General features: G+C 68.4%; 19 protein-coding genes. 7 read left to right on the top strand and 12 right to left on the bottom strand.

The window, feature by feature from the left end:
• Both KEG38_RS50685 and KEG38_RS50680 read right to left on the bottom strand, forming a co-directional pair.
• The gene (locus KEG38_RS50685; protein ID WP_272428135.1) at positions 1-1,539 is read right to left on the bottom strand and encodes an FGGY-family carbohydrate kinase; all 1,539 of its coding nucleotides are present in this window, start codon (positions 1,537-1,539) and stop codon (positions 1-3) included.
• A 2-nt stretch (positions 1,540-1,541) separates the two neighbouring features.
• A complete protein-coding gene (locus tag KEG38_RS50680) occupies positions 1,542-2,597 on the bottom strand; it encodes an NAD(P)H-dependent glycerol-3-phosphate dehydrogenase (protein WP_272428134.1) in 1,056 nt (351 codons plus the stop codon).
• Positions 2,598-2,698: 101 nt separating this feature from the next.
• On the opposite strand from KEG38_RS50680, the gene KEG38_RS50675 reads away from it, so the two are divergent.
• Positions 2,699-3,715, top strand: a complete 1,017-nt coding sequence (locus tag KEG38_RS50675) for a hypothetical protein (RefSeq protein ID WP_272428133.1) — start codon at positions 2,699-2,701, stop codon at positions 3,713-3,715.
• A 313-nt stretch (positions 3,716-4,028) separates the two neighbouring features.
• A complete protein-coding gene (locus tag KEG38_RS50670) occupies positions 4,029-4,907 on the top strand; it encodes a hypothetical protein (RefSeq protein WP_272428132.1) in 879 nt (292 codons plus the stop codon).
• A gap of 90 nt (positions 4,908-4,997) precedes the next feature.
• On the opposite strand, the gene KEG38_RS50665 is transcribed toward KEG38_RS50670, so the two are convergent.
• Genes KEG38_RS50665 through KEG38_RS50640 form a run of 6 tightly spaced genes read right to left on the bottom strand, consistent with a single transcriptional unit; the run spans position 4,998 to position 14,472 of the window.
• Positions 4,998-7,226 carry a DUF2169 family type VI secretion system accessory protein gene (locus tag KEG38_RS50665; RefSeq protein WP_272428131.1) on the bottom strand — a complete coding sequence of 743 codons (2,229 nt, stop codon included), beginning with the start codon at positions 7,224-7,226 and terminating at the stop codon, positions 4,998-5,000.
• A 21-nt stretch (positions 7,227-7,247) separates the two neighbouring features.
• Positions 7,248-7,640, bottom strand: coding sequence for a DUF4150 domain-containing protein (locus KEG38_RS50660; RefSeq protein WP_272428130.1), 393 nt, complete (start codon positions 7,638-7,640; stop codon positions 7,248-7,250).
• A 30-nt stretch (positions 7,641-7,670) separates the two neighbouring features.
• Complete coding sequence (locus tag KEG38_RS50655; RefSeq protein WP_272428129.1) at positions 7,671-8,324, bottom strand: DUF3540 domain-containing protein; 654 nt, start codon at positions 8,322-8,324, stop codon at positions 7,671-7,673.
• Positions 8,325-8,376: 52 nt separating this feature from the next.
• Positions 8,377-9,429 carry a pentapeptide repeat-containing protein gene (locus tag KEG38_RS50650; RefSeq protein WP_272428128.1) on the bottom strand — a complete coding sequence of 351 codons (1,053 nt, stop codon included), beginning with the start codon at positions 9,427-9,429 and terminating at the stop codon, positions 8,377-8,379.
• Positions 9,426-12,074 carry a DUF2169 domain-containing protein gene (locus KEG38_RS50645; RefSeq protein ID WP_272428127.1) on the bottom strand — a complete coding sequence of 883 codons (2,649 nt, stop codon included), beginning with the start codon at positions 12,072-12,074 and terminating at the stop codon, positions 9,426-9,428. The genes KEG38_RS50650 and KEG38_RS50645 overlap by 4 nt, the downstream gene beginning before the upstream one ends.
• Positions 12,075-12,105: 31 nt before the next feature.
• Complete coding sequence (locus tag KEG38_RS50640; protein ID WP_272428126.1) at positions 12,106-14,472, bottom strand: type VI secretion system Vgr family protein; 2,367 nt, start codon at positions 14,470-14,472, stop codon at positions 12,106-12,108.
• A gap of 171 nt (positions 14,473-14,643) precedes the next feature.
• Between KEG38_RS50640 and KEG38_RS50635 the strand changes: the two genes are divergently transcribed.
• A complete protein-coding gene (locus tag KEG38_RS50635; RefSeq protein WP_272428125.1) occupies positions 14,644-15,993 on the top strand; it encodes a M1 family metallopeptidase in 1,350 nt (449 codons plus the stop codon).
• 14 nt (positions 15,994-16,007) lie between these two features.
• Complete coding sequence (locus KEG38_RS50630; RefSeq protein ID WP_272428124.1) at positions 16,008-17,357, top strand: hypothetical protein; 1,350 nt, start codon at positions 16,008-16,010, stop codon at positions 17,355-17,357.
• Between the two features lie 25 nt (positions 17,358-17,382).
• Here KEG38_RS50630 and KEG38_RS50625 read toward each other — a convergent pair whose 3' ends face one another.
• From KEG38_RS50625 to KEG38_RS50610, 4 genes are read right to left on the bottom strand one after another with little or no spacing between them, the layout of a single operon-like run.
• Positions 17,383-17,721, bottom strand: a complete 339-nt coding sequence (locus KEG38_RS50625; protein WP_272428123.1) for a hypothetical protein — start codon at positions 17,719-17,721, stop codon at positions 17,383-17,385.
• Positions 17,718-18,956: a serine hydrolase domain-containing protein gene (locus tag KEG38_RS50620; RefSeq protein ID WP_272428122.1), complete on the bottom strand. Its 1,239-nt coding sequence runs from the start codon at positions 18,954-18,956 to the stop codon at positions 17,718-17,720. The genes KEG38_RS50625 and KEG38_RS50620 overlap by 4 nt, the downstream gene beginning before the upstream one ends.
• A gap of 8 nt (positions 18,957-18,964) precedes the next feature.
• Positions 18,965-19,546, bottom strand: coding sequence for a hypothetical protein (locus KEG38_RS50615; protein WP_272428121.1), 582 nt, complete (start codon positions 19,544-19,546; stop codon positions 18,965-18,967).
• Positions 19,543-21,591: a hypothetical protein gene (locus tag KEG38_RS50610; protein WP_272428120.1), complete on the bottom strand. Its 2,049-nt coding sequence runs from the start codon at positions 21,589-21,591 to the stop codon at positions 19,543-19,545. The genes KEG38_RS50615 and KEG38_RS50610 overlap by 4 nt, the downstream gene beginning before the upstream one ends.
• 161 nt (positions 21,592-21,752) lie before the next feature.
• Here KEG38_RS50610 and KEG38_RS50605 point away from each other — a divergent pair, with 161 nt between their 5' ends.
• From KEG38_RS50605 to KEG38_RS50595, 3 genes are all read left to right on the top strand, one after another.
• A complete protein-coding gene (locus tag KEG38_RS50605; RefSeq protein ID WP_272428119.1) occupies positions 21,753-22,955 on the top strand; it encodes a 3'-5' exonuclease in 1,203 nt (400 codons plus the stop codon).
• 88 nt (positions 22,956-23,043) lie between these two features.
• Positions 23,044-23,682, top strand: coding sequence for an endonuclease III (gene nth, locus KEG38_RS50600; protein WP_272428118.1), 639 nt, complete (start codon positions 23,044-23,046; stop codon positions 23,680-23,682).
• 315 nt (positions 23,683-23,997) lie between these two features.
• Positions 23,998-25,122 (top strand): formylglycine-generating enzyme family protein, encoded by a 1,125-nt coding sequence (locus KEG38_RS50595; RefSeq protein ID WP_272428117.1) that lies wholly within the window; start codon positions 23,998-24,000, stop codon positions 25,120-25,122.
• Positions 25,123-25,341 lie beyond the last annotated feature (219 nt).

Raw genomic sequence — 25,341 nt, 5'->3', positions numbered from 1 at the left:
CTACCGCGCGCTCTCCCGCAGCCGCGCGAGCTGCCCCATCGCCCCCGAAAGCGCCGGATACAGCCCCACGTACACCTCGCGGTAAAGACGCTCGTAAAACCCGCGCCGCTCCCCCGGGACGAACCCCTCGCCCCGCGACGTCATCGCCGCGGCCGCCTCCTCGATCCCGGAAAACGCCCCCACGCCGGCCGCCGCCAGGATCCCCGCCCCGAGCGACGTCGCCTCGCTCGTCCCCGCCCGCACGATGGGTTTGTCGAGGACATCCGCCAGGATCTGACACCACAGCGCGCTGCGCGAGCCGCCGCCCATCACCCGCAGCTCCGCGATCGGCCCCGACGCCCGCTCCACGCCGTCCGTGTGGAGCCGCTGTTCGAGCGCGATTCCTTCGAGGATCGCCCGATACACATGCGCCGGCCCCTGCCCGCCGGAAAGCCCGAGCAGGATCCCCGTGGCCGCGTCATCCCAATACGGATTCATCACCCCGTGGAAATACGGCACGAGCACGAGCCCGTCCGCGCCTGGCGTGATGCCCTCCGCTTCCCGTTCGAGCGCCGAAAGCGTCGTCGAGGACGCCTCGGTCTCCGCGCCGAGCAAACGCGCGAGCCACGTGAGCGTGAACGTCCCGCCTTTCAGATCGGTCTCGTACAAGAACGCGCCCGGCGTCGCCGCCATCATCGTGCGGAAAGCGCGATCCGTGCGGTACTCCCGCGAAATGACCCCCGACACGATCGCCGTGCCGAGGTTCAGATACATCACGCCCGGCCCCACGACGCCCGCGCCGAGCGCCGCGGCCTGCCCATCGCCGGCCCCCGCGAACACCGGGATCCCTGCCTCGATCCCCAGCGCCGCGGCGGCCTCGCGACCCACCTCGCCGATCCGCTCGCCTGGCTCGGCCAGCGCGGGGACCTCCGACGCGGACAAACCTGCCCATTCGAGGATTTCCGCGGAAAAACCCCGCGCCGCCATGTCCACGAGGCCCGTCGGATCCGCGCTCGCCACGGACGTGACGAGGCGGCCCGTGAGCCTGTGGGCGAGAAAGGCGTGCACATCGAGCATCCGCACCGGACGCGCGGCGAGGTGCGGCGCGATCCGATTGCGCAGGTGGAGCAGCTTGTAGAGTGAAGGCGTGGTGCAGGGAAACTTGCCCGAGATCTCGTGCAAGCGCGCCTCCCCCACCCTCGCCGCGAGCGCCGCGACCTCCGCCCGGCAGCGCGCATCCATCCACACGAGCGCCGGATGCAAGGGCTCTCCTTGCTCGTCTGTCAGGACGAACGTCTCCCGCTGGTGCGTGATCGCGACCGCCCGGATGCGCCGCGCGCCCACGTCCCCGAGCGCGCGGGCCGCCTCGCGAGTCGCCGTGCCGAGCGCCTCCCACCAGGTCCGCGCGTCTTGCTCCCACGCGTCCGGCGCCGGGTTCGAGAGCGGGATCGGCGCGCGCCCCTCCGCGACGGCGCGGCCCTCTCGGTCCCACGCGATGGCCTTGCACGCCGTCGTGCTGCAATCGATCCCCAGGAAAAGCGCGTCGTCCCCCACGTGCATCGCTAGGCCCCGAAAAACGAATCGAACGGCATCTCGACGGGCGCGTCTTCGAGCGCCACCGTAATCAGCGTCCGCAGGAGCGGCAATTCCCCGGGCCCGAGCTCGCCCCGGGCCTCGTACGCGGGCAGGGCCCGGCGCATCACGTCGAGGATCTCCAGGCATTCGAGCGTCGCGCCCTCCATCCGGGCCACGGCCTCGCGCGCGCCGATTCCGAGCCCGAGCAGCCGCCCGAAACGCCCCGTGCGACCGCCGTTCATGGTGACGTCGAGATCCCCCACCCCGGGCAAACCCGTCGCCGTCATCGGATCGCCGCCCAGCATCCCGATGACCCGCATCATCTCGCGAATGGCCTGCGCGAACACGGCGCTCTCCCAGTTGTGCATCGCCACGCTCCCGGGCGCGCCGCCCTTCTTCTCGTGCAGGCCCGCGCCGAGCGCGACGCCCATCGCATACGCATTCTTCAGCGCCGCGCACACCTCGGCGCCGATCACGTCCGCGCACCGGAAAACGTGGTAATACGGGCCGCGGAGTGCATGCGCGAGTTTGTCGAGCGCCTCGCCGTCCCTGCCCGTCACCACGACCGATGTCGGCACGCGCCGCGCGAGCTCTCCCGCGATACACGGCCCCGCGACGGCCGCCGGCGATACATTCGTGCGCACCTCCTCGGGCAACCCTCGCCGCACGACGTCCGGCAGCACGAGGAGCCGACCGGCCTCGCCGTCGAGCTCGAGCCCCTTCGTGATCATCACGAGCGGCACGCCGGGCCGCGCGTGGTGCGCGATCGTCTCCGTGGCCCAGCGAATGCCCGCCGAGCTCACGCCAAACGCGAGGATGTCCGCGCCACGGGCGGCCTCTTCGAGCTCGGACACGAAAAACGGCTGGATGGAAGGGGGCAAATCGAGCTTCAGCGTCGGGTGAAACCCGCGTGAACGAAGACTCTCGATGATCGCGTGGTCGAGGTGGGTGCCGACGAGGCGCACGTCGTGCCCGCGATCGACGAGCGGCACGCAAAACGCGCTGCCCATCATGCCGGCGCCGAGGACGGTGATGACGGCCATGGTGGCGGCGGAGGGTACCCAGAACCGTCGCATTTGCAAGGAGTTGCCCGAGGGGATTGTCTGCGGCGGACCCCTCGGTATCATCGCGCCCGGAGGTCTTCGTGAGCGGAGAAGACGAGGGCAACGGCAAAAAGTTGGGGCCCATCGCAGCGGTGATCGCTGCGATCGGGATGTTCATGGCCCGGGCCGGCGACGATTGCGCGAGGATCGGCGCGAAAGGCGCGATGCTGAGCGACGACGCCGCGCGAGGCCTCGGACGCGCGGGATCCCTCGCCGACGACGGCATGCGCGGCGGCGGAAAGCTCGGCTCGCTCGCCGACGACGGCATGCGGGCCGGCGCAAAGAGCCCGCTGCCCGGCATCCACGCCCCGACCGAGGGCGGCGGAGGCCTCGTCGAAGAGGCGATGAGCGCCGGCGCCAAGGCCGAAGGCCATGCGGGCGACCTCGCGGAGCTCGGCGTCGACGTCTCCCTGGAAATCCTGTCGAACGTGGGTCCGAGCGACGGAGACGACGACGATCACGAAGGCGAAGCGCCCGTCACGGACGGCGTGCACATTCCACCTCCGCCGAGCGCGACCAGCAAAAAGGGCAACCCCGCCGATTTGCTACGGGCGCGTAACATCGTGTCGAGCCCGATGCTGCTCACCCTCGCCTCCGGGACCACGAAGACGGCCGCGACCGAGACGGATCCGTACGCCTGGCTGGAGAGCCACGACGCGCACAACCCCGTCGGGCTGCTTTACGCGTCACGCGGAAAGCTCGACACGAAGACCACGATTTCGCTCGTCTCGCCGAGCGGCGCCACGACCGACGACGCCACGATCCACCGGACGTGCCTCGGGCTCGCGATGAACTGCGTCGTGCTCGTCTGCGAGCCGGACGCCGCGGGCGCGAAAGAGTCGTGCGTGAAGGATGCGGCCACCGCGTGGAAATCCGTCGAGGCCACGAATCTCGGCGGCAAACCCGCACTGCGTGACTTCCTCGGAAAACTCCTCCTCGCGCGCGCGGGACGCCCGTCTTTGCGGAACCTCGTCGTCTCGCGGCTCGACGTCGACAGCACGCCCCCGCGCATCGTGCGGAGCCGGGTCGACACGAAGACCACGCCGACAAAACCCTGACGCCTGCTGCAGGCTCCCGCCTGCAGTGCAGGCCCCCACCTGCAGGCTCGGGCCTGCAGTGCAGGCTGGGGCCTGCAGGCTCGCGCCTGCAGGTGCAGGCTCGCGCCTACCGCCGTAGCCTCATTTTACGCCCTGTCGGTCCCGCAGAGCTCGCTGGCCCGCACATTGCAAAGGGCCGCTCCCGTCCTCCGGCGAGATTCCCCGATGGGGCACTTCGCGTTTCGAGCTGGTTCGAATCGCGCGCGCCGGAGATTCGTTCCTGCCCCCGGGGTCTCGTGCGTCATTCGCCCGCGTCCCGGCCGGAGGGGTCCTCATGTCGAAAAACAAATCGTTCCTCGTTCTCGCGGCCGCTTCGACGATCGTCCTCGGCGCCGAGCCCGCGCTCGCCATGAGCGAGGTGGAGCTCTTGTATGCGGAGGTCAACACCTGGCTGCCGCCGCTACACAAGGGCTCCGCGCTTGGATCCACGCTCGGGTTCGCCGATACCAACGAGCTCTACGCCGATCCCATGCTCGCGGAGCTCGACCTCGACGCATTCGCGCTCGAGTCCATGGGCGATCCGCTCGTGAGCTTGTTCCCTCCCATGCGCAGGTCTTACTTCGAGATCGCCGTCTCGGACCCGTTCTACGCGGGGACCGTGACCGTGCACATCCCGACCTCGATCTACAGTTGCGCCGCGAAACACGCGACCGTCCGCGGTGACGGGCGCGCATTGTACACCGCGTACTGTTATTTCGGCGACGCGCGCGTCTCGGTTCGCCACGACGACGCCTTGGGACAGACGCACTGGGACGACAACGGCGGGCTCGGCCACGCCACTTCGTTCGCCGCGGGCCCCAGCATGCCCGCGGGCGGGGTGTTCCACCACGGCGTACCCCGCTCTTCTGGCACCACGATGGAGGGCGCGGCCGTGCTGGAGAGCCTCCCGCCGGACGCAACGGTCACCGTCGTGTATTCGAGGGACGATTGGGCCACAGCGACGAAGCACCCCGCCGTCGTGAGCGCCACGGGCTTCGTGGGGAACCCGCCGGGCTATCGTTATGGCACGAACCCTGCCATCGACGGCACGACGGTCCACTCGTTCTCGATCCCGGACGTCACGTCGAAGATCAGCTACTATTTCGTGGTGGAATCGAGCCTCGGCTCCTTCACGGACGACAATCAGGGAATGTATTACGGGTTCGAGCTGTGATGCGCGCCTACCGCACCCGCCGCACCACGACGGCCTCGTCCGGTAGTCAGGCGTCGTCGAAATCGGTCGCAATCCGCGAACCGTCGTCGCTCACGAATTACGCGCCCGCCGCGGCGGCTTGAAGAGCCCCACCTCGGGCGGCGGCGAGGCCGCGCGCTCGGCCTCCGTCGCTGCGCGTAGCTCCGCCGCGAAGGCCGGATCCTTCGTCGCCTTGCGCCCGAGCGAGCGCCGCAATGGCAGGAGATCCGCCCGCCCGAGGCCAAGCTCTTCGAGGCAACGCGACAGCTTCCCGTGCGCCGCCGCGACCGAGAGCCGCGCATGCCCCCGCACGTCGACCGTCCGGCCGAGCGCTTCCATGCGCGCGACGTAGATTCGATCAAACGCTTCGAGCAACGCCCCCTCGCCGCGCCCGGCGTCTTCCGCGATGATGGGCATGCTCTCGGCCACGATGCGCGCCCATTTCTCCTCGTCGAGCCCGTGCCGGCGGAGCGTCATGCCCACATCGACCGTGGGCCCCGCGATTTCCGCCGCAATCGAGGCATATTTCTCGAGCGGAAGTGGCAAGAGCAGCGCAGCCCCCGGCAATGCGGGCTCGCCCTGCTCGGGCTCGGGCGGCTTGGGTTCGAGCGGAATCGTCGGCAGCGTGACGAGCGCGGGTTTGACGGCATCCTTTGGCGAGAAAGGAATCGGCGCCGCGCTCGCGGGCACCGGCGCAGGCGGAGGCACGGACGCAGGCGCAGGCGAAGACGGCGGCGCGGCTTCCGCCGGCACGAAGGGCAATCCCGCGCTCGGCAAGACCCGCGGCGCCTCCTTGGCCTGCGGGCGCGGCGGCACCGCCGGAGGTTGAAATGGTGTGGCCGGAGAAACCTTCGGCGGCGTCGCCGAAGGCCCGAGCGTGACGCTGCCGAACGGCAGGACCCGCGCGGACAGCGGCGGCGCGGAAGGACGCGCCGGCGTCGGCGGATCCGGCTCAATGTCGAGCTCCTCCGCGGGCTTCGCAAGGGCGGGCGTAGGCGGCGGGGGCGGCACGGACGTCCGCTCGAAAGGTGTGGCCGGACGAACGACCACCGCCGCGGGCGCGCCCACGTGCACCGTGCCGCTGCCAAACGGCAGCGCCGAGCTCGGGCGTGGCGGCGCGGAAGGCGCGGCGGGCGCAGGCGCGCCGGGCGCCGCGGGTCGAAATGGCAAAGCCGGGGCCTTCGCGGACGCGGAGCTGCTCGTGGTGCCGCCCGCTCGCACCTGCCCGATCGGCCGCGTATCGTGCCGCATTTCGAGCGGATGTTTCTCCGGCGCGCCCGCGACGTCCTCCAGCGAGCCCCCTTGCCGCACGACCTTCTCGATATCGGCAGGCCGCACCCGCTTTCCCTGCGGATGGCTCGCCACGACGAGCGTCCCCACCGCGATCGGCGCCTTCGCCGGCACGTCCGTGAGGCCGCGGAACACGAGCGACATGCGCCCCCGATCCGTGTCGATCGTGAGGGTATCACAACGCAGCGCGATCTCGCTGACCCGGCCCGTCTTCGGATCGATCCGGAACGCCTGCGGCCGCGCCGCGGGCAAACGTGTCTCGAGCCGCTCCAGCGTCGGATGCAGGTGTTCGAGCACGAGCGTCGCGCCGGGGCGCAGGAGCGGAATCTGCTGATCCGACGGTGCGGCCTGGAAAAACCCGAAATCGAACCCTTCGGGCGCCGGGCCCGCATCTTCCCCGCGCGCAGCCGTCGCCCACTTGTGCCCCTCCTCGGTCACGAGCTTTCGGCGCTGCGGCCATCCCGGCGCGAGCGGGCCGAGCCCCGGGGTTTGTCCGGTCGAGGTCACGACGTTCGCCACGGCCATCGCGTCGCGCACCGGCGCCGCCGCGAGATCGATGCCGACCGGATTCCCCTCCCCGCGCGCCGCGCGCTCGTATCGAAGCGGCATCCGCGTGAACGCGGCCGGCGGCCCCGCCGAAAGCCCCCCGGGCCCGGGCGTGTATCGCCGATCCCCGACGAGGCGGAGGCCCTTCGCGAAATCGCCTATTTCAATGCGGCACGAGAGCTCCGTGACCGGCGCGCCTTTGGGAGCGAATGCGTGCCCGGCGACGAGCACGTCCGTGCGTGGCTTGAGCGGCACGAAATCGGTGGAGAGGCGGAGCGACGCGCCCGGCTCATTGTCCCATGGAACGTCGCCCGCGGGCTCGTCCTGCGCCGGTGCGATCGTCGCCTCGGCCCCGTGCACGAGCAGGAACGTGGCTTTGACGAGGATCGTGAGCGAATGCCCCCCCGGCGCGGCCTCCCAGACGAAGGCCGCCGCAGGAAATGGGCAGAACGAACGGATCTCCAAGGTGATGAAAAGCCCGTGGCCTCAGGGAGCGAGCAGGAGCACCTTGACCTGCGCGGGCACGATCGCGAGGCCCGGACAGTTCGTGTTGTTCTGGATGTTGAAGCTCGTCATGCGGGTCGCGGGGATCCCATTGACGAGCACGGTGAATGCCCCGGTGACGGGCCGCGTCGGCGACATGATCATGCCCGAGGCCACGCCCATCGCGATGCCCGGCGTATCCCCGATCGAAATGAGCGGCGTCGTCAGGAGATGATGCGCCGGCGTGCACATCCACAGGACGTTGAACGAGGGCGGGAAGCCGAGCGGGCCGAAAGAGACGTTCGGATACGGAATCGGCACCGGAACGGGCATGGGCGTGAGGCACACGTCCGGAAACCCGAGGTTCACACCGCCCAATTGCGAATTCCCGAACATGACGCGCCTCCTCCCTGCCCCGGTGTTCGCTCAGCCGAGATGAATCTGCTCGCCGTCCATCTTCACGAGCTCTTCGGCCGTGACGATGGCGTTCTCCGCGCGAAGGCTCATGACCTGCTTCGCAGAATAGTCGATCCGCTCGGCCTTGACCTGATCGACCTCTTCCACCTTCCGGAACGAGCGCTTCACGCGCTCGCTCACGCGCTCGACCACGCGCTCGACGATGCCGCCCTCGTGGCGCAGTTTGCCAATCTCGCTCCGCACGAGCCCGCCGAGGTACGAGAGGCTGTCCATCACCACGCTGCCCGTCGCCGCATGCACGCGCACGCCGTCGGCGAGGACCGAGACGTCCTTCTGCGAGACGAGATCGATGCCCTCCTTCGAGGCCACACGCACGCGGCCCTCGGGCACCTTGATTTCGAGATCGCCATCGCAAGCGAGCGACGCGCCCGCGCCCTCTTCGCGCTCGAGCACGGCGAGGACCCACGCCGCGCCGCTCGGGGCGCCCGCGACGAGGACGAAATCGTCGAGGCGCGGCTCGACGAGACAGCTCGTCGCGCGCCGCGCCCGCATGTCGCCGCGGCCCGTGCGGACGATGAAGAGCCCGGGCTCGGCGTGCACGACCGTGCCCATGACCTGGTATGCCTCGAGCTCATCGAGCTTCCTCGCGAGATTGCCGTTCATGTCGTTCTCCGTGCCCTCTCAGTAAGCTCCGCGCCTCGAAAAACCCGCCCCCTCAGGAGGCTGGCACAAACCCTTCCGCCTCGGCGAGCTCCGCGTCGTCGCCGAGCGCGATCTTCCGGGCAAGCCCGAACGTCGCGTCCTCGTCCTTCACGCGGTGAAGCCGCGTCCGCAGCATGTTCGCGCCCGCGAAATCGGCGCGCGAGATGTCCGCATTCGAGAAATCCGCATACGAGAGTGTCGCCCCGCCGAAGCGCGCGCCCACGCACGAGGCGCGGACGAATACCGAGAGCTCGAGGTCGGCCTTCTCGAAATTCGCGCCCGTCGCCAGCGCCTCCACGAAGAGCGTCTCGCGCAGCACCGCGCCCGAGAGGATCGCCCCTTCGAGCTTCGCCGCGGCGAACATGGCCTTCGGCGCCCGCGCCTTTTCGAGCTTCGCGCCCCTTAGGTCCGCGCCCTTGAAATTGCATTGTTCGAGGTTCGCGCCCGAGAGATCCGCGCCCGAGAGGTCCGCGTCTACGAACTGCGAGCAGCCGAGATCCATCCCCGAGAGGTCCATGCCCGCAAGCACCGATTCGTGCAGCACCGCGATCTCGAAGCGGGTCTTCGTGAGGAGCGTCTTTCGCAGGTCGGTCTTCGCGATGACCGATTGCTTGATCAGGCTCCCCCGCAGATCGAGCCCGTCGACCTTCGCGTCGACGAGCGCGCCGCGATCGAACGTGACCTCGGCGAGCGAGGCGCCCGAGAGATCACACTCGACGAAAAAGACAGTGAGCAGGTTCGAGCCCGAGAGATCCACGCCCGCGAGGTTCGATTCGACAAACCTGGCGATCGGCGCGTAGAGCTTTTTCAAATTCGCGCCGGTGAGCTTCGATTCGAGCACGGAGGCGTGATGCAGGTTCGCCCCTTCGAGGTTCGCTTCCGAGAGATCACAGCCGCAAAACACGCTCTCCTTGAGCCGCGCGCCCGAAAGGTTCGCGCCCTTGAGCACGACCTTCTCGAAAATGCCGCCCGAGAGGTCCGCGCCCGAGAGATCGAGGCCCGAGAGGTCGAGCTCGGTGACGATCTCCCCGTCCTTGACGAGCGTGACGAGCTCTTCGCGGTTCATCGGGCCGACCTCTGGTGCACGACGCGCTTCAAGTTCGCCTGATCGAAGCGCGTCTCGTCGTCGCCGACGGCGCGGAGCAGGTCCGCCGCGAAGAGGTTCGCGCCCGTGAAATCGGCGCCCGCGAGGCGCGCCTTGTGCATGATGCCGAGCATCAGGTTCGCCGAGACGCACTGCGCATTGCGGAGGTCCGTCCCGACGAAGCGCGAATCCACCGCGATCACGCGTGCGAGGCTCGCCCCGCGCAGATCCGCCTCGGAGAGGTCGCTCTTCGAGATCGTGGCCCCCGTGAAATCGGACGATTGCAGCCTCGTACCCCGCAGATTCGAACCGGGGAGCTTGGCCCCCTTGAAGCTCGTCCGCTCCATCGTCGAGCCGTGCACGACGCGGATGTTTTCGAGGTCGGCGCCGTCGAACCGCGCGCCATCGGCCGTGACGCCGACGAACGTGCACGACTCGAGATCGGAGCCCGTGAAATCGGCGTCGGTCAAATTCGATTCGATGAAGCTCGATTTCGAGAGCTTCGCGTTCGCCCAGCGGACGCCGTGGAGGTTACACTTGACGAAAAAGAGCTTTTCGCCGCGCGCGCCCGAGAGATCCGCGCCTTCGAGCCGCAGCTCTATCAGGAGCGCACCATCGAGCAAGACACCGAGGAGCTTCGCGCCCGCCGCGTCGGTCTCGTGGAGCGTCGCGCCGGAGAGGTCCGCGCCCTCGAAATCGGCGCCTTCGAGCCGCGCGCGCCCGAGGTTCGCCTCGCGCAACGAGGCGAGTGCGAGGCGCGCATTCGTGAGATTCGCCCGCGCGAGCACCGCGCGATCGAGCTTCGCGCCCGTCAGATTCGCGCCCGTCAGGTTCGCGCCTTCGAAGTAGACCTCTTCGAGATCCGCGCCCGAGAGATCGATGCCCGACAGATCCGCGCCCGAAAAATCGCGCCGCGCGAGCTTGTCGCCCGTCGCGTACGCGCGCCGGATGTCGGCCCGCGCTCGCTCGCTCTCCTCCGGCTCCATCGGCGCCGGCGCCTCGGCCTCGTGCGCCGCGATCCGGTAGGCCGCGTGAACCTGCTCCTCGGCCTTGCGCAGTTTGTCGAGGAGATCGGGATCCGCGAGCTTGTCGTCCACGCCCTGCAGCGGCACGCCCGCGTTCTTTGAAAGCTCCGCGATGTCGCGCAGCTTCTCGATCTCCTTCTCGGCGCTGAACTTGGGCGGGCCCGTCTTCTCGCGCCGCGCCTTGCGGATGATCTCGTCGTAATCGAGACCCTGTTCCGCGCACATCGCGCGGATCTTCTGCTCGGCCTCGGCCTGCTTTTTCTCAGCCTCGGCCTTCTGCTTTTCCGCCTCGGTGTTCATCCGATCGACATACGCCGGCAGGTCGTCGAGGCTCGGCACCTCTTCTTCGGGCGGGAGGGTTTGTCGCGGCAACGTATCCGGGTCCGCGCCCATCGCGATCGCGCGCTCGCGCCCCCGATCGAGCTCGGCCTGGGCCTTGCGCCGCGCGTTCTTCAGGACGAGCATCTCCTGCTCGATGGCCTGGTCGTACTCGTCCACGAGCACCGGGGCGGCTTTCGGGGCCGTGGCGAGGCTGCGTGGCATGAGGTCGGGGTCGCGCAGGATGTGCAGGTGCGCGTTCTTGCGATCCATCCGCTGCGCGAAGACCTGCTCGTAATGGGCGCGGGGCTTCGGCTCGTCGCCGAGGTCTTCGAGCGCCGCCATCGCGACCCGCACATCGGAGGCGTCGGGCTCCTCGATCTCGTGCAGGCCCCGGAACATCACGATGCCGCGTTCGAGGTGCGGAAAGAGCTGCACCGTCTCGAGGTGCAGCGGGACCTCGACGAGATCGTCGCCCTTCTCGGGCGAGAGCTGCAAGAAGCAGCGCGCCACCACGCCGGGGAGCTGCGACTCGAGGACGTTCTTGTCCGGGTGCATGTTCTCGATCCGGAACGTCTCGTCGCCCCGGAAATACCCTTCGAGGCGCTGATCGAGCGGCGCGACGTTGAAGACCCCGAAATCGATGTCGAGCGCGAAGCCGGGGAACTGCTCCTCCAGCCATTTCTTGTCGTACGTCCCCATCTTCGCGAAATGATGGGGCCAGGTGAGATCGTAGGGCCCAAGCCCGGCCGGCTCGGGGCGATCGCCCTTCGATTTCACGACGTGCCGCGGATCCTCGACGTTCGGCAGCGGGTGGACGGTTTGTCCGGACTCGTTCTTGATCGGCAGAAGGCCCTTGCCGACCGGGTTCTGCGGGTATTTCTCGCCGCCAAACGCGTGCGCCCAGTCGATCGGCATCTGCGTGAACGGGGCCGGATCACTCGGGCCCATGAGGCCCCAGGTGCGATCCCCGATCACGTAGATCGTCTTTTCGATCGTCCCGAGCGACAATTTTACGTGCGCGTAGGGGGCTTCTTTTCTGCCAGGTGGGTAGCAATGCCCCGTGACGAGCAGCTCGCCCCGGGGCTTCCACATGCAATGGTCGAGCACGCCAAACCGGCCGAGCTCCTTGCCCGCCATCTTCCAGAGGTCGACCTCGGTCCCGATCGATTTCGGCGAATCGAACGGAAAGAGCGCCATGACCGTGGGCACGAAGAGGCACCGCCGCTTGTGCTCGAAGGTGCGGTGCACGAAGGAGAGCCGGAGAGGCTTCAGGATCTTCACGCGCGAGGATCTCGCTCTGAAAACGCGGGGCTCAGGTGTTGACGTGCAAGCCGGCGACGCCGAGGCTCAGGCCCTTGGCCTCCAGCTTGTTCCCGATCGCCTGGAGTTTGAGCCCGAGCGCGTTCAGGTTCGTCGCTTTCATGTCCATCGCGACCGGCGTGATCGTGAGCATGGGCCCGAGCGTGAGCGCGAGCGAAACGCCCCCTGTGAGGTCCACCTTGAGGCCACCGAAGAGCGAGATTTTCGCGCCCGCGAACCAATCCAGCGCGAAGCCGGCGTGACCATCGAACTTGGCTCCGGCCGTGAAGCCCTGGAACTCCGCGGCCTTGAACCACTGGACCGGACCCTGGGTCTGGATCTTCTGGTTGCCGTTGATCGAGGTCTTCATGTCCCCGACCACCGTGAGATCGTAGACGCCGCCGATCTTCTCGGTCGCGTTGCTCGTGACGTTGATGTTCTGCGTGCCGGTGACCGTGAGTTTGTCCTCTCCGGTCACGTTCTCCTCGCGCGACGCGAGGTAGGTGCCCGTCATCTTGCCCGTCACGGTCTCGTCGTACGTGGCGTCGAACTTCTCGGTGTTCGCGCCGACCACCTGGAGGTTGACGATATCCTTGTAGACCTGCGTCGTGGCGCTCGTGACCTGGAGGTCGAGGATGTTGTTGTAACGGACCGTGACCGCGCCCTCGACCGTCTCGTCGAGCGTCGCATTGTACGTCTGCGTGACGGGATTCGTGACCGTCGTCGTGAATGGACCGACGTACGTCTCGGTGATGGTCCCGTGGACGTCCTCGGTCTTGTTCGCCATCACGTCGACGTCGAAGTTCACCCCCGTGTAAATGTGGCCGCTGCCGTCCGTGCGGAGGTCGAAGTTATAGGGACCATTGCCGAGGTGGAGCGAGGAGTTGAGCTTCGGCGCGTAGATGTGCACGTGCGTCGAGCCGAGGAGATCCTCCATCTCGATGAAGTTGTTCGACCCCGAGCGGATCAGGTTCTTCGTGTAATTGCCCTGCGTCACCACGCTCGGCGTTTCGGCATTGTGCGCGGCGCCCACGATCACGGGGCGATCCGGGTCGCCGCCGAGGAAGACGAGGTGCACCTCCGTGCCCTTGCGCAGCGGGAAATGATGGCCCTCGACGGTGCCGCCGTGCGGCTGGAGCATGCGCACCCACGTCGAGCGCGAGCCGTCGATCGCGTCGCCCTCGTCGAAGAAGATGTTCACCTTGTAGCGGCCGTGCGCGTCGATCTGCGCATACGGGCTCGCCGCCACGCCGTCGACCACGCCGTCGACCACACCGTCGATGCGCGGCCAGGGCGTCTTGCGCTCGGCGCGGAACTGCGTCGTGTGCGGGATCGCGTGCACCGTGGCGAGGTACGTCTCCTTCGTGGGCGCCTCCTCGCCGAAGAGCATCTCCAGGTCCTCGCCGCTCGCCGATTGATTGCCGAGGTGCTCGATCTCGATCGTGAGGTAATCGCTGTTGAACGCGAGCCGCGGGTGCTCCTCGAGAACGAACACGTAGCCCGGCCGGAGGTAAAACTGCGGGCCGACCCCCGTGTACACCGTCTGCCGCGCGGCGATCTCCTCGGCACGGATCGAGGCGTACCGCTTGCCCTCGCCGGGCGTCTTCACGTTCTCGCCGTAAAGCACGATGTCGCCCTTGCCCGAGAGCTCGGCGCTGCCTTTGACCTCCAGGCTCGGCTTCAGGTAGTTGTAATCCGTGACCTTCACGCGGCCGGGCAGCGCGTTCGAGCGGCACCGGAACGAGCGGATCGACTCACCCGCGGAGACGTCCCCAGGCGGCGCGGGGAAATACTTCACCGGCTTCGGCGCGAGCTTCTTGTGTGCCGAACGCGTGTCCGTGAAGACCAGGATCTCGCGATCCTCGCTCTGCTCGAAGTAGAAGTACATGCCCTCACGCTCGGCGAGACGGGCAATGAAATCGTAGTTGCTCTCGCGATACTGGCAGACGTGCTCGAGCTTCGGATACTCGTTCCAGAGCGAGATCCGGTAATCGTTCGACCCGAGCCCGCCCTCTTTCAGGATGGCCTCGATGATCTCGGGGATGCTCGCGTCCGTGAAGATGCGGCTGTGGCGCGTGAGCGTGAGCTGCCAGTACGTCGGGACGAGCCGCGCGAGGTAGAGGCCGTACGCGCCGTAATCGTTCACGAGCTCGACGGACGCGAGGATTCCGTGAAAGACGAACGGCGGCGCGCCGAGGCCCCGATCGATGTTCAGGGTGCCGCGAGCTCCGACCGCGGCGGCGACGTCGACGTCGAGCCCCGTGAGCTTCAACGCAATGTCGAATTCATAGGTCCGTGAAATGGCCTCCCGCCCCTTGAAAGCCGTGACCTGCGCCGTCGGGGGGAAGGCGGTGGACAAGAAGGTGAAGATCTCGCTCATCGCTCACGCTCCGGCACGTGGTGCGAGAGTAGAGCACGGGCCCGTGCCGGTCGTAAAGAGGCACCGCCCGGAAAGAACGCTCGCAGAGGCAGCGGAAAATTCCTGACGCGCGCGGCCTTGACAGGCTCTCGTCGCGGCGTGGATGATCAAGCGCTCGCACGGAGGAAACACATGCGGATCGGTCGACACGCGAGGCTCGTCGGGTTGGGAATTGTAATCCTCGCGGCCCTCGGCTGCGCCCAGGACGACGGCAAGGACAAGCCCAGCACCACGGGGACGCCGGTCGAGCCGCCGCCCGAGCCGTCGGCCGACCTCAGCCGGAACATCCAGAAGACGCGGCTCACCGTCGACCTTTCGACGATGACCGGGACCGCGGTGATCGACCTCGCAGGCTCGCTGACCGGCACGGGCGCGTCGTTCGAGGCGACGGGGCTCGAGATAGAGGGCGTGTCGCGCGCCGAAGGTCCGCTGAAATGGGCGCTCTCGCAAGGGCAGCTCGACGTCGGCGTGCCGACGTCGCAGGGCTCCGCGCAGATCACGATCGATTACAAGTTCAAGGAGCAGGCGCAGTTCGAAGGCCTCATGGAGAAGGGCTCGACGCTCGTCTGGCCGTACTTCTGCGGCAATCTCTTCCCGTGCCATTCGGATCCCGCGGACGGGACGACGTTCGAGCTCACCGTCACGAGCACGCCCGCGGGCATGACGACGGTGTACCCGTCCACGATCGGGATCGACGCGCCGCCCTATCAGATCGCCTGGGCGACGGGGAGCTACACGAAACTCGACATCGGGACGACGTTCCAGGGGACGCACCTCGTGGCCTATTACCTGCCGGGCGGCGGGACGGACGCGCAAAAAGGGACGGAGAGGCTCGTCGACATCATGAATTTCTACGAGACGATGCTCGCCGGGTATCCGTTCGGCGGCGAGGCGGGCGCCATTGCGGTGGACTGGGGCGCCGGCGCGTACGGGGGCATGGAGCATCACCCGCTGTGGCACGTCTCGACGATCGCCATGGCGGATCCATGGATCCAGGCGCACGAGGCGGCGCACGGCTGGTTCGGCGACGGCGTGCGCCCGGCCTGCTGGGAGGATTTCGTGCTCTCCGAGGGCACCGTGAGTTACCTCGAAGCGCGGGCGATCACGGAGGTGTTCGGCGCGGACGAGGGTACGAAGCTCTGGGCCCATTACCAGACCCGCCTGAACACGGCGATGGCCGGGACGGCGCCGAAGATCGCCTGGCCCGAGGGCTGCGGCGAGGTCGACATCCTGAAGGACCAGCTCTTCGGGGACATCGCCTACATGAAAGGCGCGTTTTTCTTCCGCGCGCTCGAGGCGAAGATGGGCAAGGCGAAGCTCGATCCGTCGCTGAAGGCGTTTTTCCTAAAAAACAAGGGGAAGGCCGCGCATTTCCAGGACCTGCTCGACATCGTGAAATCGGTGGGCGGATACGACGCCTCGGCCTGCGCGGCGGCGTGGCTCCGCAGCGAGGCGGTGCCGGCGGAGCAGGTTTGTCCTTGAAGCACGCGGACGTGATGCCTTTCGCAAAAAGGGCGCTCGTGGGAGGCGTGTCCCTCGCACTCACGCTCGCGGGCGCGGGGTGCCGGCGCCCTCCGCCGAAGAAGGACAAACCGTTGCCGCAGGCGCCTCCCTCGGCGAGCGCCGAGACCCTTTCGGCGCCGAGCGCGGAGCCGGACGAGGAGGAGGCGCCCGCGGGATCGGCTGCATCCGCAGGTTCGGCCGCGCCCGCGGGTTCGGGCGCGCTCGCGGGCGCGGGCGGGGGCAACACGAAGAAGCGCAAGCCGAGGACCGGTGCGCGGTTTCTGATCGACGGGCCGGAGCAGCCGATCGCGATCGGCGGGGCGGCGACGGTTTATTCGAAAGGCGTGATCTGGCGGCTCTCGGGCAATGCAGCGCAGGTGAGCCTGTTCGGGCCCGACGGCCCCGCGCCCGGCCCGAGCGAGCCGGAGCGCGCGCGGAAATGGCCACGCGGGCGGGTCGCGGTCGCCGAGGACGCCTCAGGCGTGATGCACACGTACTGGGTCGAAGGATCGGGGCTCGTGCGGAGCGCGCTCGACGCCGCGGGAAAACTCGGCGCGCCGGAGGTCGTGGCGAACGACGCGGTGCCGGGGACGAGCCCATCGGCCTTGCGCACGGGCGGGCGCGACGCGGTGGCGTATCTGGCGGCGCCGAATGCGCGGAACGGGGAGCGGCACGGGCGATTGTGGGTCGAAGGGGGCGGCATCTTGGAACTGTCGCCCGAGGGATCGGGGGCGACGTCGATTTCGCTCGTGTCCGTCGGCGAGGGGCAGGTGGTCGCGATGTGGCTCGACGCGCGATCCGCGATGACGCCGGTGCACGCGCGGCGCTTCGAGATCCGCGAGAAGACGACGGCGCTCGCGGCCGACGACGTGGTGTTCGTGGGCGGTCCGCCCGAGGGGTATCCGGAGCTCGTGGGGGCCCGCGCGGGCAACTCCGCGGCGGGGCTCTTGCCGCTCGCCACGGACAAGGGTTTCGCCCTCCATGACATTCTCGTCGACTGGAACGGGAAGGCGAAGATCAAGACGCTCGATTACCCGAACGGGATGGATACGGCGCCCGTGGCGGCGGCGCCCGCGTGCGGGGAGACGATCGTGGTGTACGCGCGGCCGGAGGCGAAGGAGCCGGGCTCGCCGCAGGTGCTGGAGATCGCGACGCTCGGCGGGAGCGGGGCGATCGAGGCGCAAGAGGTGGCGGCGTATCCGGGGCAGGTGCTGGAGCTGCACGCGGCGGCGGCAGACGCGAATACGATCTGGGTGGTGTACACGGCGGGGACGAAATCGTTCGCCATGCGGCTCGGGTGCGGGGCGAAGGCCGTGGCTCCGGCCACGCCGAAGGGCAAATGAGAGGTGAACCGGCGGACGTGAGCGGTTACTTGCCGGCGCCGTCGATCACGCAGCCGAACCGCTCCGAGACGAAATGCGCGCGGCGCGTGTTCCAGAGGGCCGTGACGGTGACCGCCTTGCCCTCCATGTCGAAGGAGCGGCTGTCGATCGGGACGACGCTCTGGCGAATGAAGGCCTCGCAATCCGGCTGCGGGCGTCCCTCGACGAAGAGGCAGGAGCAGAGCTCTTTGGCCTCGTAGCCCGACGGGAGCAACGGGAACGCCGAGAGGGCTTTCCAGTTCCACGCGATGAAGATCCCGACGAGGCCGAGGATCACGCCGAGGACGATGCCGATGATCTTCAGGACGCGCTTGGCCCGCTTCATCGCTTCACCAGCCCGGACAGGAGCTCCAAATAATACCCCTTCGTGAAGGCCTTTTCGCGGTCCGGCACGCAGTTCTTTTGCACGTGCGCGGAGCAGCCGTACTCGCGGTCGTCGCCCAGACGCACGGCGATGAGGTCGAGCGAGGGGATCACGAAGATCGATTTGCCCCAGTGGCCGAGGGCCGCGAAGGTGTCGGGCGGCGCGGCGGGCCAGGGGCGCGGAATGTTGCGCTTCGGGTCGCCGACGTTCAGGTAGACCTGGGCGCCGGGGTTGTCCTCCCATAACGGGGGCGGGACGTCGGTCGTATAGTAGGCCGGGGCCATCGTGAGCGTGTAGGCGACCCATCCCTCCGGCAGGAGGCGCTTGCCGTCCCAGACGCCGTCCGAGAGATAGAGCAGGCCCCATTTCGCGAGGTCGCGCGCGGTCGCGTAGAGGTACGAGGAGCCGACGAAATTGCCGGCGCCGTCACGCTCGAAGCGCGCGCTCGTCATGCCGAGCGGCTCGAAGAGCGCTTTCCAGGGGTACGAGGCGTACTCGGCGTCCGACATCGTGGCGCGCAGAGACGCGAGGAGGAGGTTCGTGTCGCCGCTCGAATAACTCCAGTGCGTGCCCGGGGCAAACGCGAGGCCGTGCCCAGCGACGAACCGAGGCATGTCGTCCGTTCCGCGCGTGTAAAGCATGGCCATGACCGAGGAGAAGACCGGCGAAGCCTCGTAGGTCTCGTTCCAGTCGATCCCGGAGCTCATGCGGAGCAGATCGGTGAGCCGGACGTTCTGTTTGTCCGGGCCGAGCGCCGCGTAATACTTGCCCGCGGGGTCGTCGACCTTGAAACGCCCCTCCCCGACCGCGATGCCGATCAGGGTGTTCACGAAACTCTTCGACACCGACCACGTGAGCAGCGAGGTCTCGGCCGTGGTGCCGCGGGCGTAATGCTCGAAGACGAGCTTGCCGTCTTTCACCAGCACGAACGCATTCGTGCGTTGTCCCTTGCGATCGACGTCGTCGCCGTTGCGCGCGAAGAGGTAATCGTCGAGCTTCTTCAGCGCGGCCGGATCGATGCCCACGGACGCGGGTTCGGCCGTGGGCCAGGCGCGCGTGGGCCATTCGGTCCGGGGTGTTACGGCGAACGGGGGCGGGCCCTTCAGTTCGATGGGCGTGGAATCACCGGCGCCCGGGGACGAGCAGCCAGCGAGGGCGAAAAGCGCGGCGAAGAGCGCGGCACGGCGGGTGCGCATGAAGGTGTTCACCAGGAGACGATGGTCACGATCGGGCCGGGTTCGTCCTCGACCCACATCTCGGAGAGGCCGAGGATCGACCGGACCATCGGTCCGCTGCCCGGCACGTAATACCCTCCCCCGGTCCGCTGCGTGATCTGAAAGAAGCGCCGATCGCCGCGCCGAAGCGGAAAGACGACCTCGACGGCGTCCCAGCAAATCTGGCCCTGATCGGGATCGCTGGTGCACTCGCCGCCGCCCTGCTTCACGGAGAAAAAGGCATCGTTGGAATTGCCCGTGACGAGGTCGATGCTGTTCGAGTTCATGACCTCGCAACGGAAACGGAGCCATTCCCGCACCCGGCGGACGCCGCAAAACGTGGAGCTCACCGGCGCGTCGAGGTCCTTCGCAGCCGTCCACTCGGCGAACGTGGGCGGCTTCGATTTCTCGGCGGGGACGGGGCCGAGGAACGGGAGCGATTCCGTGGGCGCTGCGGCCGCCGCGTCCGCGCCCGCGTCGCCGGGGGAGGCGTCGGGCGCGTCCTCGGGCGAGGCGACGCTCGAGAGGAGCGAGAGCGCGGCGATGGCAGGGAGGAGCGAGCGGAGCTTCATAACGTCCTCAAGTAGGCGACGAGCGCGGCCTTGTCGTCGGCGGAGAGCTGGTTCGTCTTGCCCATGCGGTCGTCGTTCTTGTCGATGAGCTCTTCGAGCGTGGCGTAACTGCCGTCGTGGAAATACGGGGGCGTGCCGCCGACGAAGAGGAGCGACGGGGTCTTGTATTTGTTGTTTTCCTTCTCGTCGACGTAGCCCACGCGGATCGTCATCCGGGGCAGCGGCATCGGGACCCGATCGGTGAATTCGGCGCCGGCATGGCACGTTTTGCAGGCGGTCTCGGCGCTCTCGAAGACGGCCTTGCCACGCTTTTCGACGTCGGAGAGCTCGGCCTTTTCGCGCGGCGGAGGGACGAGGCCGCTGCGAAGGAAGGCGGCGATCGCGAGCGCCCGCGGGCGGGCCGTTTGCTTGTCCACGACGTGCCGCTCGTCCCAGCGGTGAAGGGCGAAGCCCGCGAGGATCCGATCGACAAGGGTCTCGCTCTCGCCATGCCAGCCATACGGGCCTTGCGCGGCGACGCGGCCGGCGAGCATGGGCGTTTGGCGGGCCGCACCGGGGACGATGGTGCTGACATGCGAGCTGAACGTGGTATTCCCGCCGTCTTCCACGGGGGCGAACTCGGTCCAGGTAAAACCGTCGTCGCGGCCCTCGGGATGGCAAGCCGCGCAACCGAGGCCGCCGCTCACGAGGGTATCCTGGGCGTCGTAGAAGAGGCGGCGTCCCTCGGCGGCGAGGGCGTCGTCGGGGCCCTTGCCGAGCGGAATGCGGACGACGCTGGATTTCGCGCCGCTCTTGGGGTCGGGGAACGTGAGGACGGCGAGCGCATTCGTGGCGCGGCAAAAGACGTAGGCCTTGCCTTCGTCGGAGGAGAGCGCGAAGCCACTCGGCGCGGCGCACGCGGGGCCGCCGCCGGTCGCACCCTCGTCTTGCAGGGGGTGGTTTTTCCGGACCATCGCCGCGGGGTCGATCGAGCTCGCGTCGAGCTCGGTCAAGGAGAGGCTGCCCTCGCCGAGGACGAGCAGGGTGCGCGTGGCCCCGCGATAGACCATGGCGCGCGGCTGGACCATGTCGCCGGGGTGAAGGTCGAGGGTCGGGTCCTCGGGCGGGATTGCGTTGATATGCGCCCCGAAGACCGCGGGCTGCTTGCGCCGGGGCGCGAGCGGAGAATCGTCGCGCGGGAGCAAAACGTCGACGATGGGCAACCCATACCAGGCCTCGGGGCCCACGGCACCGAAGGCGTGGCGCGCGACGAAAAGCCTGCGTTCGTCGGGCGAGAACGTGAGGGCATAACCGAGGGAGGCGTCGTCGGCACGCGTGGTCTCGTACGGCAGCCGGAGCGGCGCGGCCGGGAGGCTGACGCGCTTGACCGTGGGATTGCTCGTGCCGATTCCGTCGATACGCGTGAGGGAAGCGCCGATGAGGTGACTCACGTACGCGCGCGAGCCATCGCCGAGAATGGCGATGCCGCGTGGTTCGCGGACGACGTCGACGGTGAAGCGGACCTTTTTCGTTTCGAGATCGACGGCGGAGACCTTGTGCGTCCACGCGGACGAGACGAGCGCGGTCTTTTCGTCCTTCGTGATCGCGAGGCCCCAGGCGTCGGCGGGCAAGGCGATCCGCGCGGATTCGACGAAGCCCTTCGCGCCGTCGGGCCGCATCACGAGGAGCAGGCCGGGATCACGGATCGTGACGAGGACCTCGCCGTCGAGCGGCAGGACCTGCGCGGGCCGGCCTGGGAGCGCGACGGTGAGCGCGGGTTTTTCCTTGTCGAACGGGAGCTGCACGAGGTGGAGGGCGCTTCCATCCTCGTCCGCGACGTAGAGCAGGTCCTCGGCGGGGCTTCGCGCGACGACGTTGCCCTGGCGGCTCGGCGCGGGCGTCTTCGCCTTCGGGGGCGGCGCGGCGGCGGATTCGCTCGCGCCGGGCGCCGCGGAGGACGTGGCCTCGGGCGCGGGGCCGGAGGAGCTTTTCCCGCAGGAAGAGCACCCGGCGGCGGCGAGGGGCGCGGCGAAGAGGGCAAGGGCGAGGAGGGGCGAGGTCCGCATGTCCCTGATTGGAGAGCGAATATCATGGAGGTCCGCGGGACGGAACCCGGAAAGGGAGCCATTCCAAGCGTTGTCCTCGCCCGCCCGGAGGTGCTAGGGTGGCGCGGATCGCGATGGAAAGCGCTGAACGACGAGCCTCGTTTCCCCATGGATTCGCGGTGGTGGATGTCGAGACGACCGGGCTGCGATGGAAGACGGATCGGATCGTCGAGCTCGCCGTCGTGCGCACGGACGCGGAAGGTCGCGTGCTCGCGGAGCTCTCGACCCTGGTGAACCCCGAGAGGAATCCAGGCGCGACGCACATCCACGGGCTCGGCGCGGAGGATCTCGCGGGCGCGCCGCGGTTCCCGGAGGTGCTCTCCGAGCTCGTGCGGTACCTCGAAGGCGCGGTGCTCGTGGGGCACAACGTGAAATTCGATCTCGCGTTCCTCGCCGAGGAGCTCGGGCGGCTCGGGTACGTGCTGCCGGACGCGCCGCGGGTGTGCACGCGCGAGCTCGCGATGCGGGTCTTGCCAGCGCTCGGGGATTATCGGCTCGCGTCGTGCTGCAAGGCGCTCGGCGTCGAGAGCGGGCACGAGCACCGGGCGCTCGACGATGCACGCGCGGCCGCAGGGGTTTTTGCGCGGCTCTGCAAGACGGGTTTTTGGCGCACGTCGTACGAGAGGGAGCTCGCGGAGGCGACGAGCGTCGCGTGGCCGGTGATCGAAGGTCCGTCGCGGATCGCTGCGCGGGGCGAGGCGCAGGCCGCGGCGGAGCCGTCGCCGCTCGGCGTGATGGTGGAGGGTTTGCCCGAGGGGACGTCGAACGGGAGCGTGGAGGGGTATTTTACGGTGCTCGACGAGATCCTCGAAGATCGGCGCGTCACGGAGGAAAAGGCGGAGGCCGCGCGAAAGCACGTGGAGGACGCGGGGCTTTTGCGCGGGGATGTCGTCGCGGCGCATCGATCGTATTTGACGGGCGTCGCGCGGGCGGCGCTCGCGGGGGATCTCGGCGGGGGGCTCGGCGCGTCGGATCTCGCGCGGGTCGCGCGGCTCCTCGGTTTGCCCGCGGATTCCGCGGAGCAGGCGCTCGCGGCGGCGCGGTCCGGGGCGGCGGCGCCTTGGCCCGGGTCGACGCGGCCGCTGCGGCCGGGGACGTCGATATGTTTTTCCGGGGATGGCGAGCCCTCGAAGGCCGCGCTCGAAGCGCGCGCCGTGGTGGCGGGGCTCAAGGTCCAGGGCTCCGTGACGAAGAAGCTCGACGTGCTGGTGATCGACGATCCGCATTCGCTGACGGCGAAGAGCCAGAAAGCGCGGGCCTACGGGATCCGCGTGCTCACGGTGCCGGTGTTCCTTTCGCTCGCGCGATCGCCTGACAAACAATGACCGAGCGGTGAGATTCGGGTCTCGCCAGCGTTCCTCGATTGGGGTAGGCTCGGGTTCGTCCTGACGGAGGACGGAGGAGGTCATTCGCATGGCAAGGTCTGGCGAAGTCTCGATGTCGACGGTGCTCGAGCGGCTCCAGAAGAAGTTCCCGGACGCCCGGTACGAGCTCGACTGGACGACGCCGCTCGAGCTTTTGATCGCCACCATCCTCGCCGCGCAATGCACCGACGTGCGGGTCAACAAGGTGACGAAGACGCTCTTTCCGAAGTACCGCACGGCCAAGGAGTATGCCGAGGCGAATACCGAGGAGCTCGAGCAGATCCTGCAGCCAACGGGCGCTTATCGGCAGAAGGCGAAGGCCGTTCAGGAGACGTGCCGCGCGCTCTGCGAGCGGCACGGGGGCGAGGTGCCGCGGACGATGCAAGAGCTCACGGCGCTGCGCGGGGTCGCGCGGAAGACGGCGAACGTGGTGCTGAACAATGCATGGGACATCCCCTCGGGCATCATCGTGGATACACACGTGGCGCGCGTGAGCCAGCGGATGGGCCTTTCGAGCCAGGAAAAGCCCGAGGCCATCGAGCGGGATCTGATGAACATGGTGCCCGAGGAGCGCTGGACGAAGTTCGGCCCGGCGATGGTGCTGCACGGGAGGTACACGTGCACGGCGAAGGCACCCCAATGCGGCGATTGCATGTTCTCCGACGTGTGCCCGAAGAGAAACGTCTGATCCCCCGGCCCCGCATGCAGGCCCCCCGGCTCCGGAGGACGATCCCCCGCGGGGGGTGACGCGTCGGAGCAGGGGAACGTACGATAGGACACGGGGGATCACTTGCCGGAGGCGGGGGATCAGCTCCGGGAGCTGGGGGATCAGCTCCGGGAGCGGGGGAATGTGAAGTCGGACACGGGGATCCGCGTTTCGGAGGCGGGGGATCAGCTCCGGGAGCTGGGGGGTGAGGCCGGGGGCCATTTCCGTCGTCACCGTAGCGCACGGGAGGCACGCGGAACCTTTGCCAGGGCCGAGCGAGGGGGTACCTTCCGCCGCGTGAATCGCTCTCGCGAGCTCCTTTGGCTCTCCGTCCTCGCCGCCCTCGCCGGTTGCGCCGAGCAACCGAGCAGCGCAAGCGGTACGGAGGACGCAGGCACGAAGACCCCGACCCTCGACGGCGGCGACGTGCCGGACGCAGCCACGACAGCGGCAGCCGCGGCGGAAGAGAAGGGGCCTTGCGCGGGGAAAACGGAGGGCGCGCTCGCCTGTGACGGAGAGAGCGTGGTGCGTTGCGTCGGGGCAGGGCGCGAGCCGGAGGCGGTGAAGACGTGCCTCGACATCGAGCGTTGCGAGGCAGGCGCGTGCGCGCCGGCGTGTCCCGAGGGCGAGGTGTACGTGCCGGCGACGGGGCCCGCGGGGTTCAAGATGGGCAAGAACCTGTCGGCATTCGGATTCGGCAACCGCAAATCGGGGTATCACGGCAAGGGACGCGCGGACCTGCCGCACAAGGTGGTGCTGACGAAGCCGTTCTGCATGGACCAGACCGAGGTGACGGCCGGCGCGATGAAGAAATGCGTGCAGGAGAAAGGCTGCAAGGCGCCGCAGCGGACGGATCGGTGGGTGACATACCCCGACAAACCGGATTACCCGGTGAACCTCGTCGACTATCCGATGTCGAAGTACTACTGCGAGCAGTACGAGAAGAGCCTGCCGACCGAGGCGCAATGGGAGTGGGCGGCGACGGGCGGCGACGGGCGCTCGTGGCCCTGGGGCGAGGAGGAGCCGACATGCGAGCACACCGATTTCACGCAAGCGATCCTGATCTCGCCGGGCGGCGACAGCGGTTGCCACGGAGGCGGGCCCTCAAAGGTGGGGACGCACCGCAAAGGGGATAAAATCTGGCCCGATGGGCCAATCCACGATCTGGCCGGGAACGTATGGGAATGGGTGCTCGATAGTTACGTGCCGTATTCAGGCAAGGACGAGGTCGATCCGGTACACGTGCGGTCGAACATCGGGAACTACGTGGTGCGCGGCGGCGGCTGGAACCGAAGCGGCCGCGGAATCCTCGCAGCCTTCCGCGGCGGGGCCATCGTGTCGTACAAGGTGCCAGGCCTGGGCTTCCGGTGCGTGCGGAACGCGAAGGAGCGGGCGGCGACGACGGCGTCGGCGCCGCATTGAAGGCGCTGCGCTGGGGCGTTGCCCCAGGCCCCACCAGGGGCTATCCGCCCCTGGACCCGGACCAGCGCAAGCGCTGGACCCGGGGTCGATGAACTGCGCTCCGCGCAGTTCATCGAACAGGCCGAGGCAAGACCGGCGAAGGCCCCGCCGACCAAGACAGCGGCGCTGCCATTTCGACTGGCAACGCGGTCCAACGGGCCCGTTGGACGAACTGCGCGG

Source organism: Polyangium jinanense (assembly GCF_028435265.1).
GTDB lineage: Bacteria > Myxococcota_A > Polyangia > Polyangiales > Polyangiaceae > Polyangium > Polyangium jinanense.
Note: the sequence above shows the minus strand (reverse complement) of the source record. Positions and strands in the feature narration are given on the sequence as shown.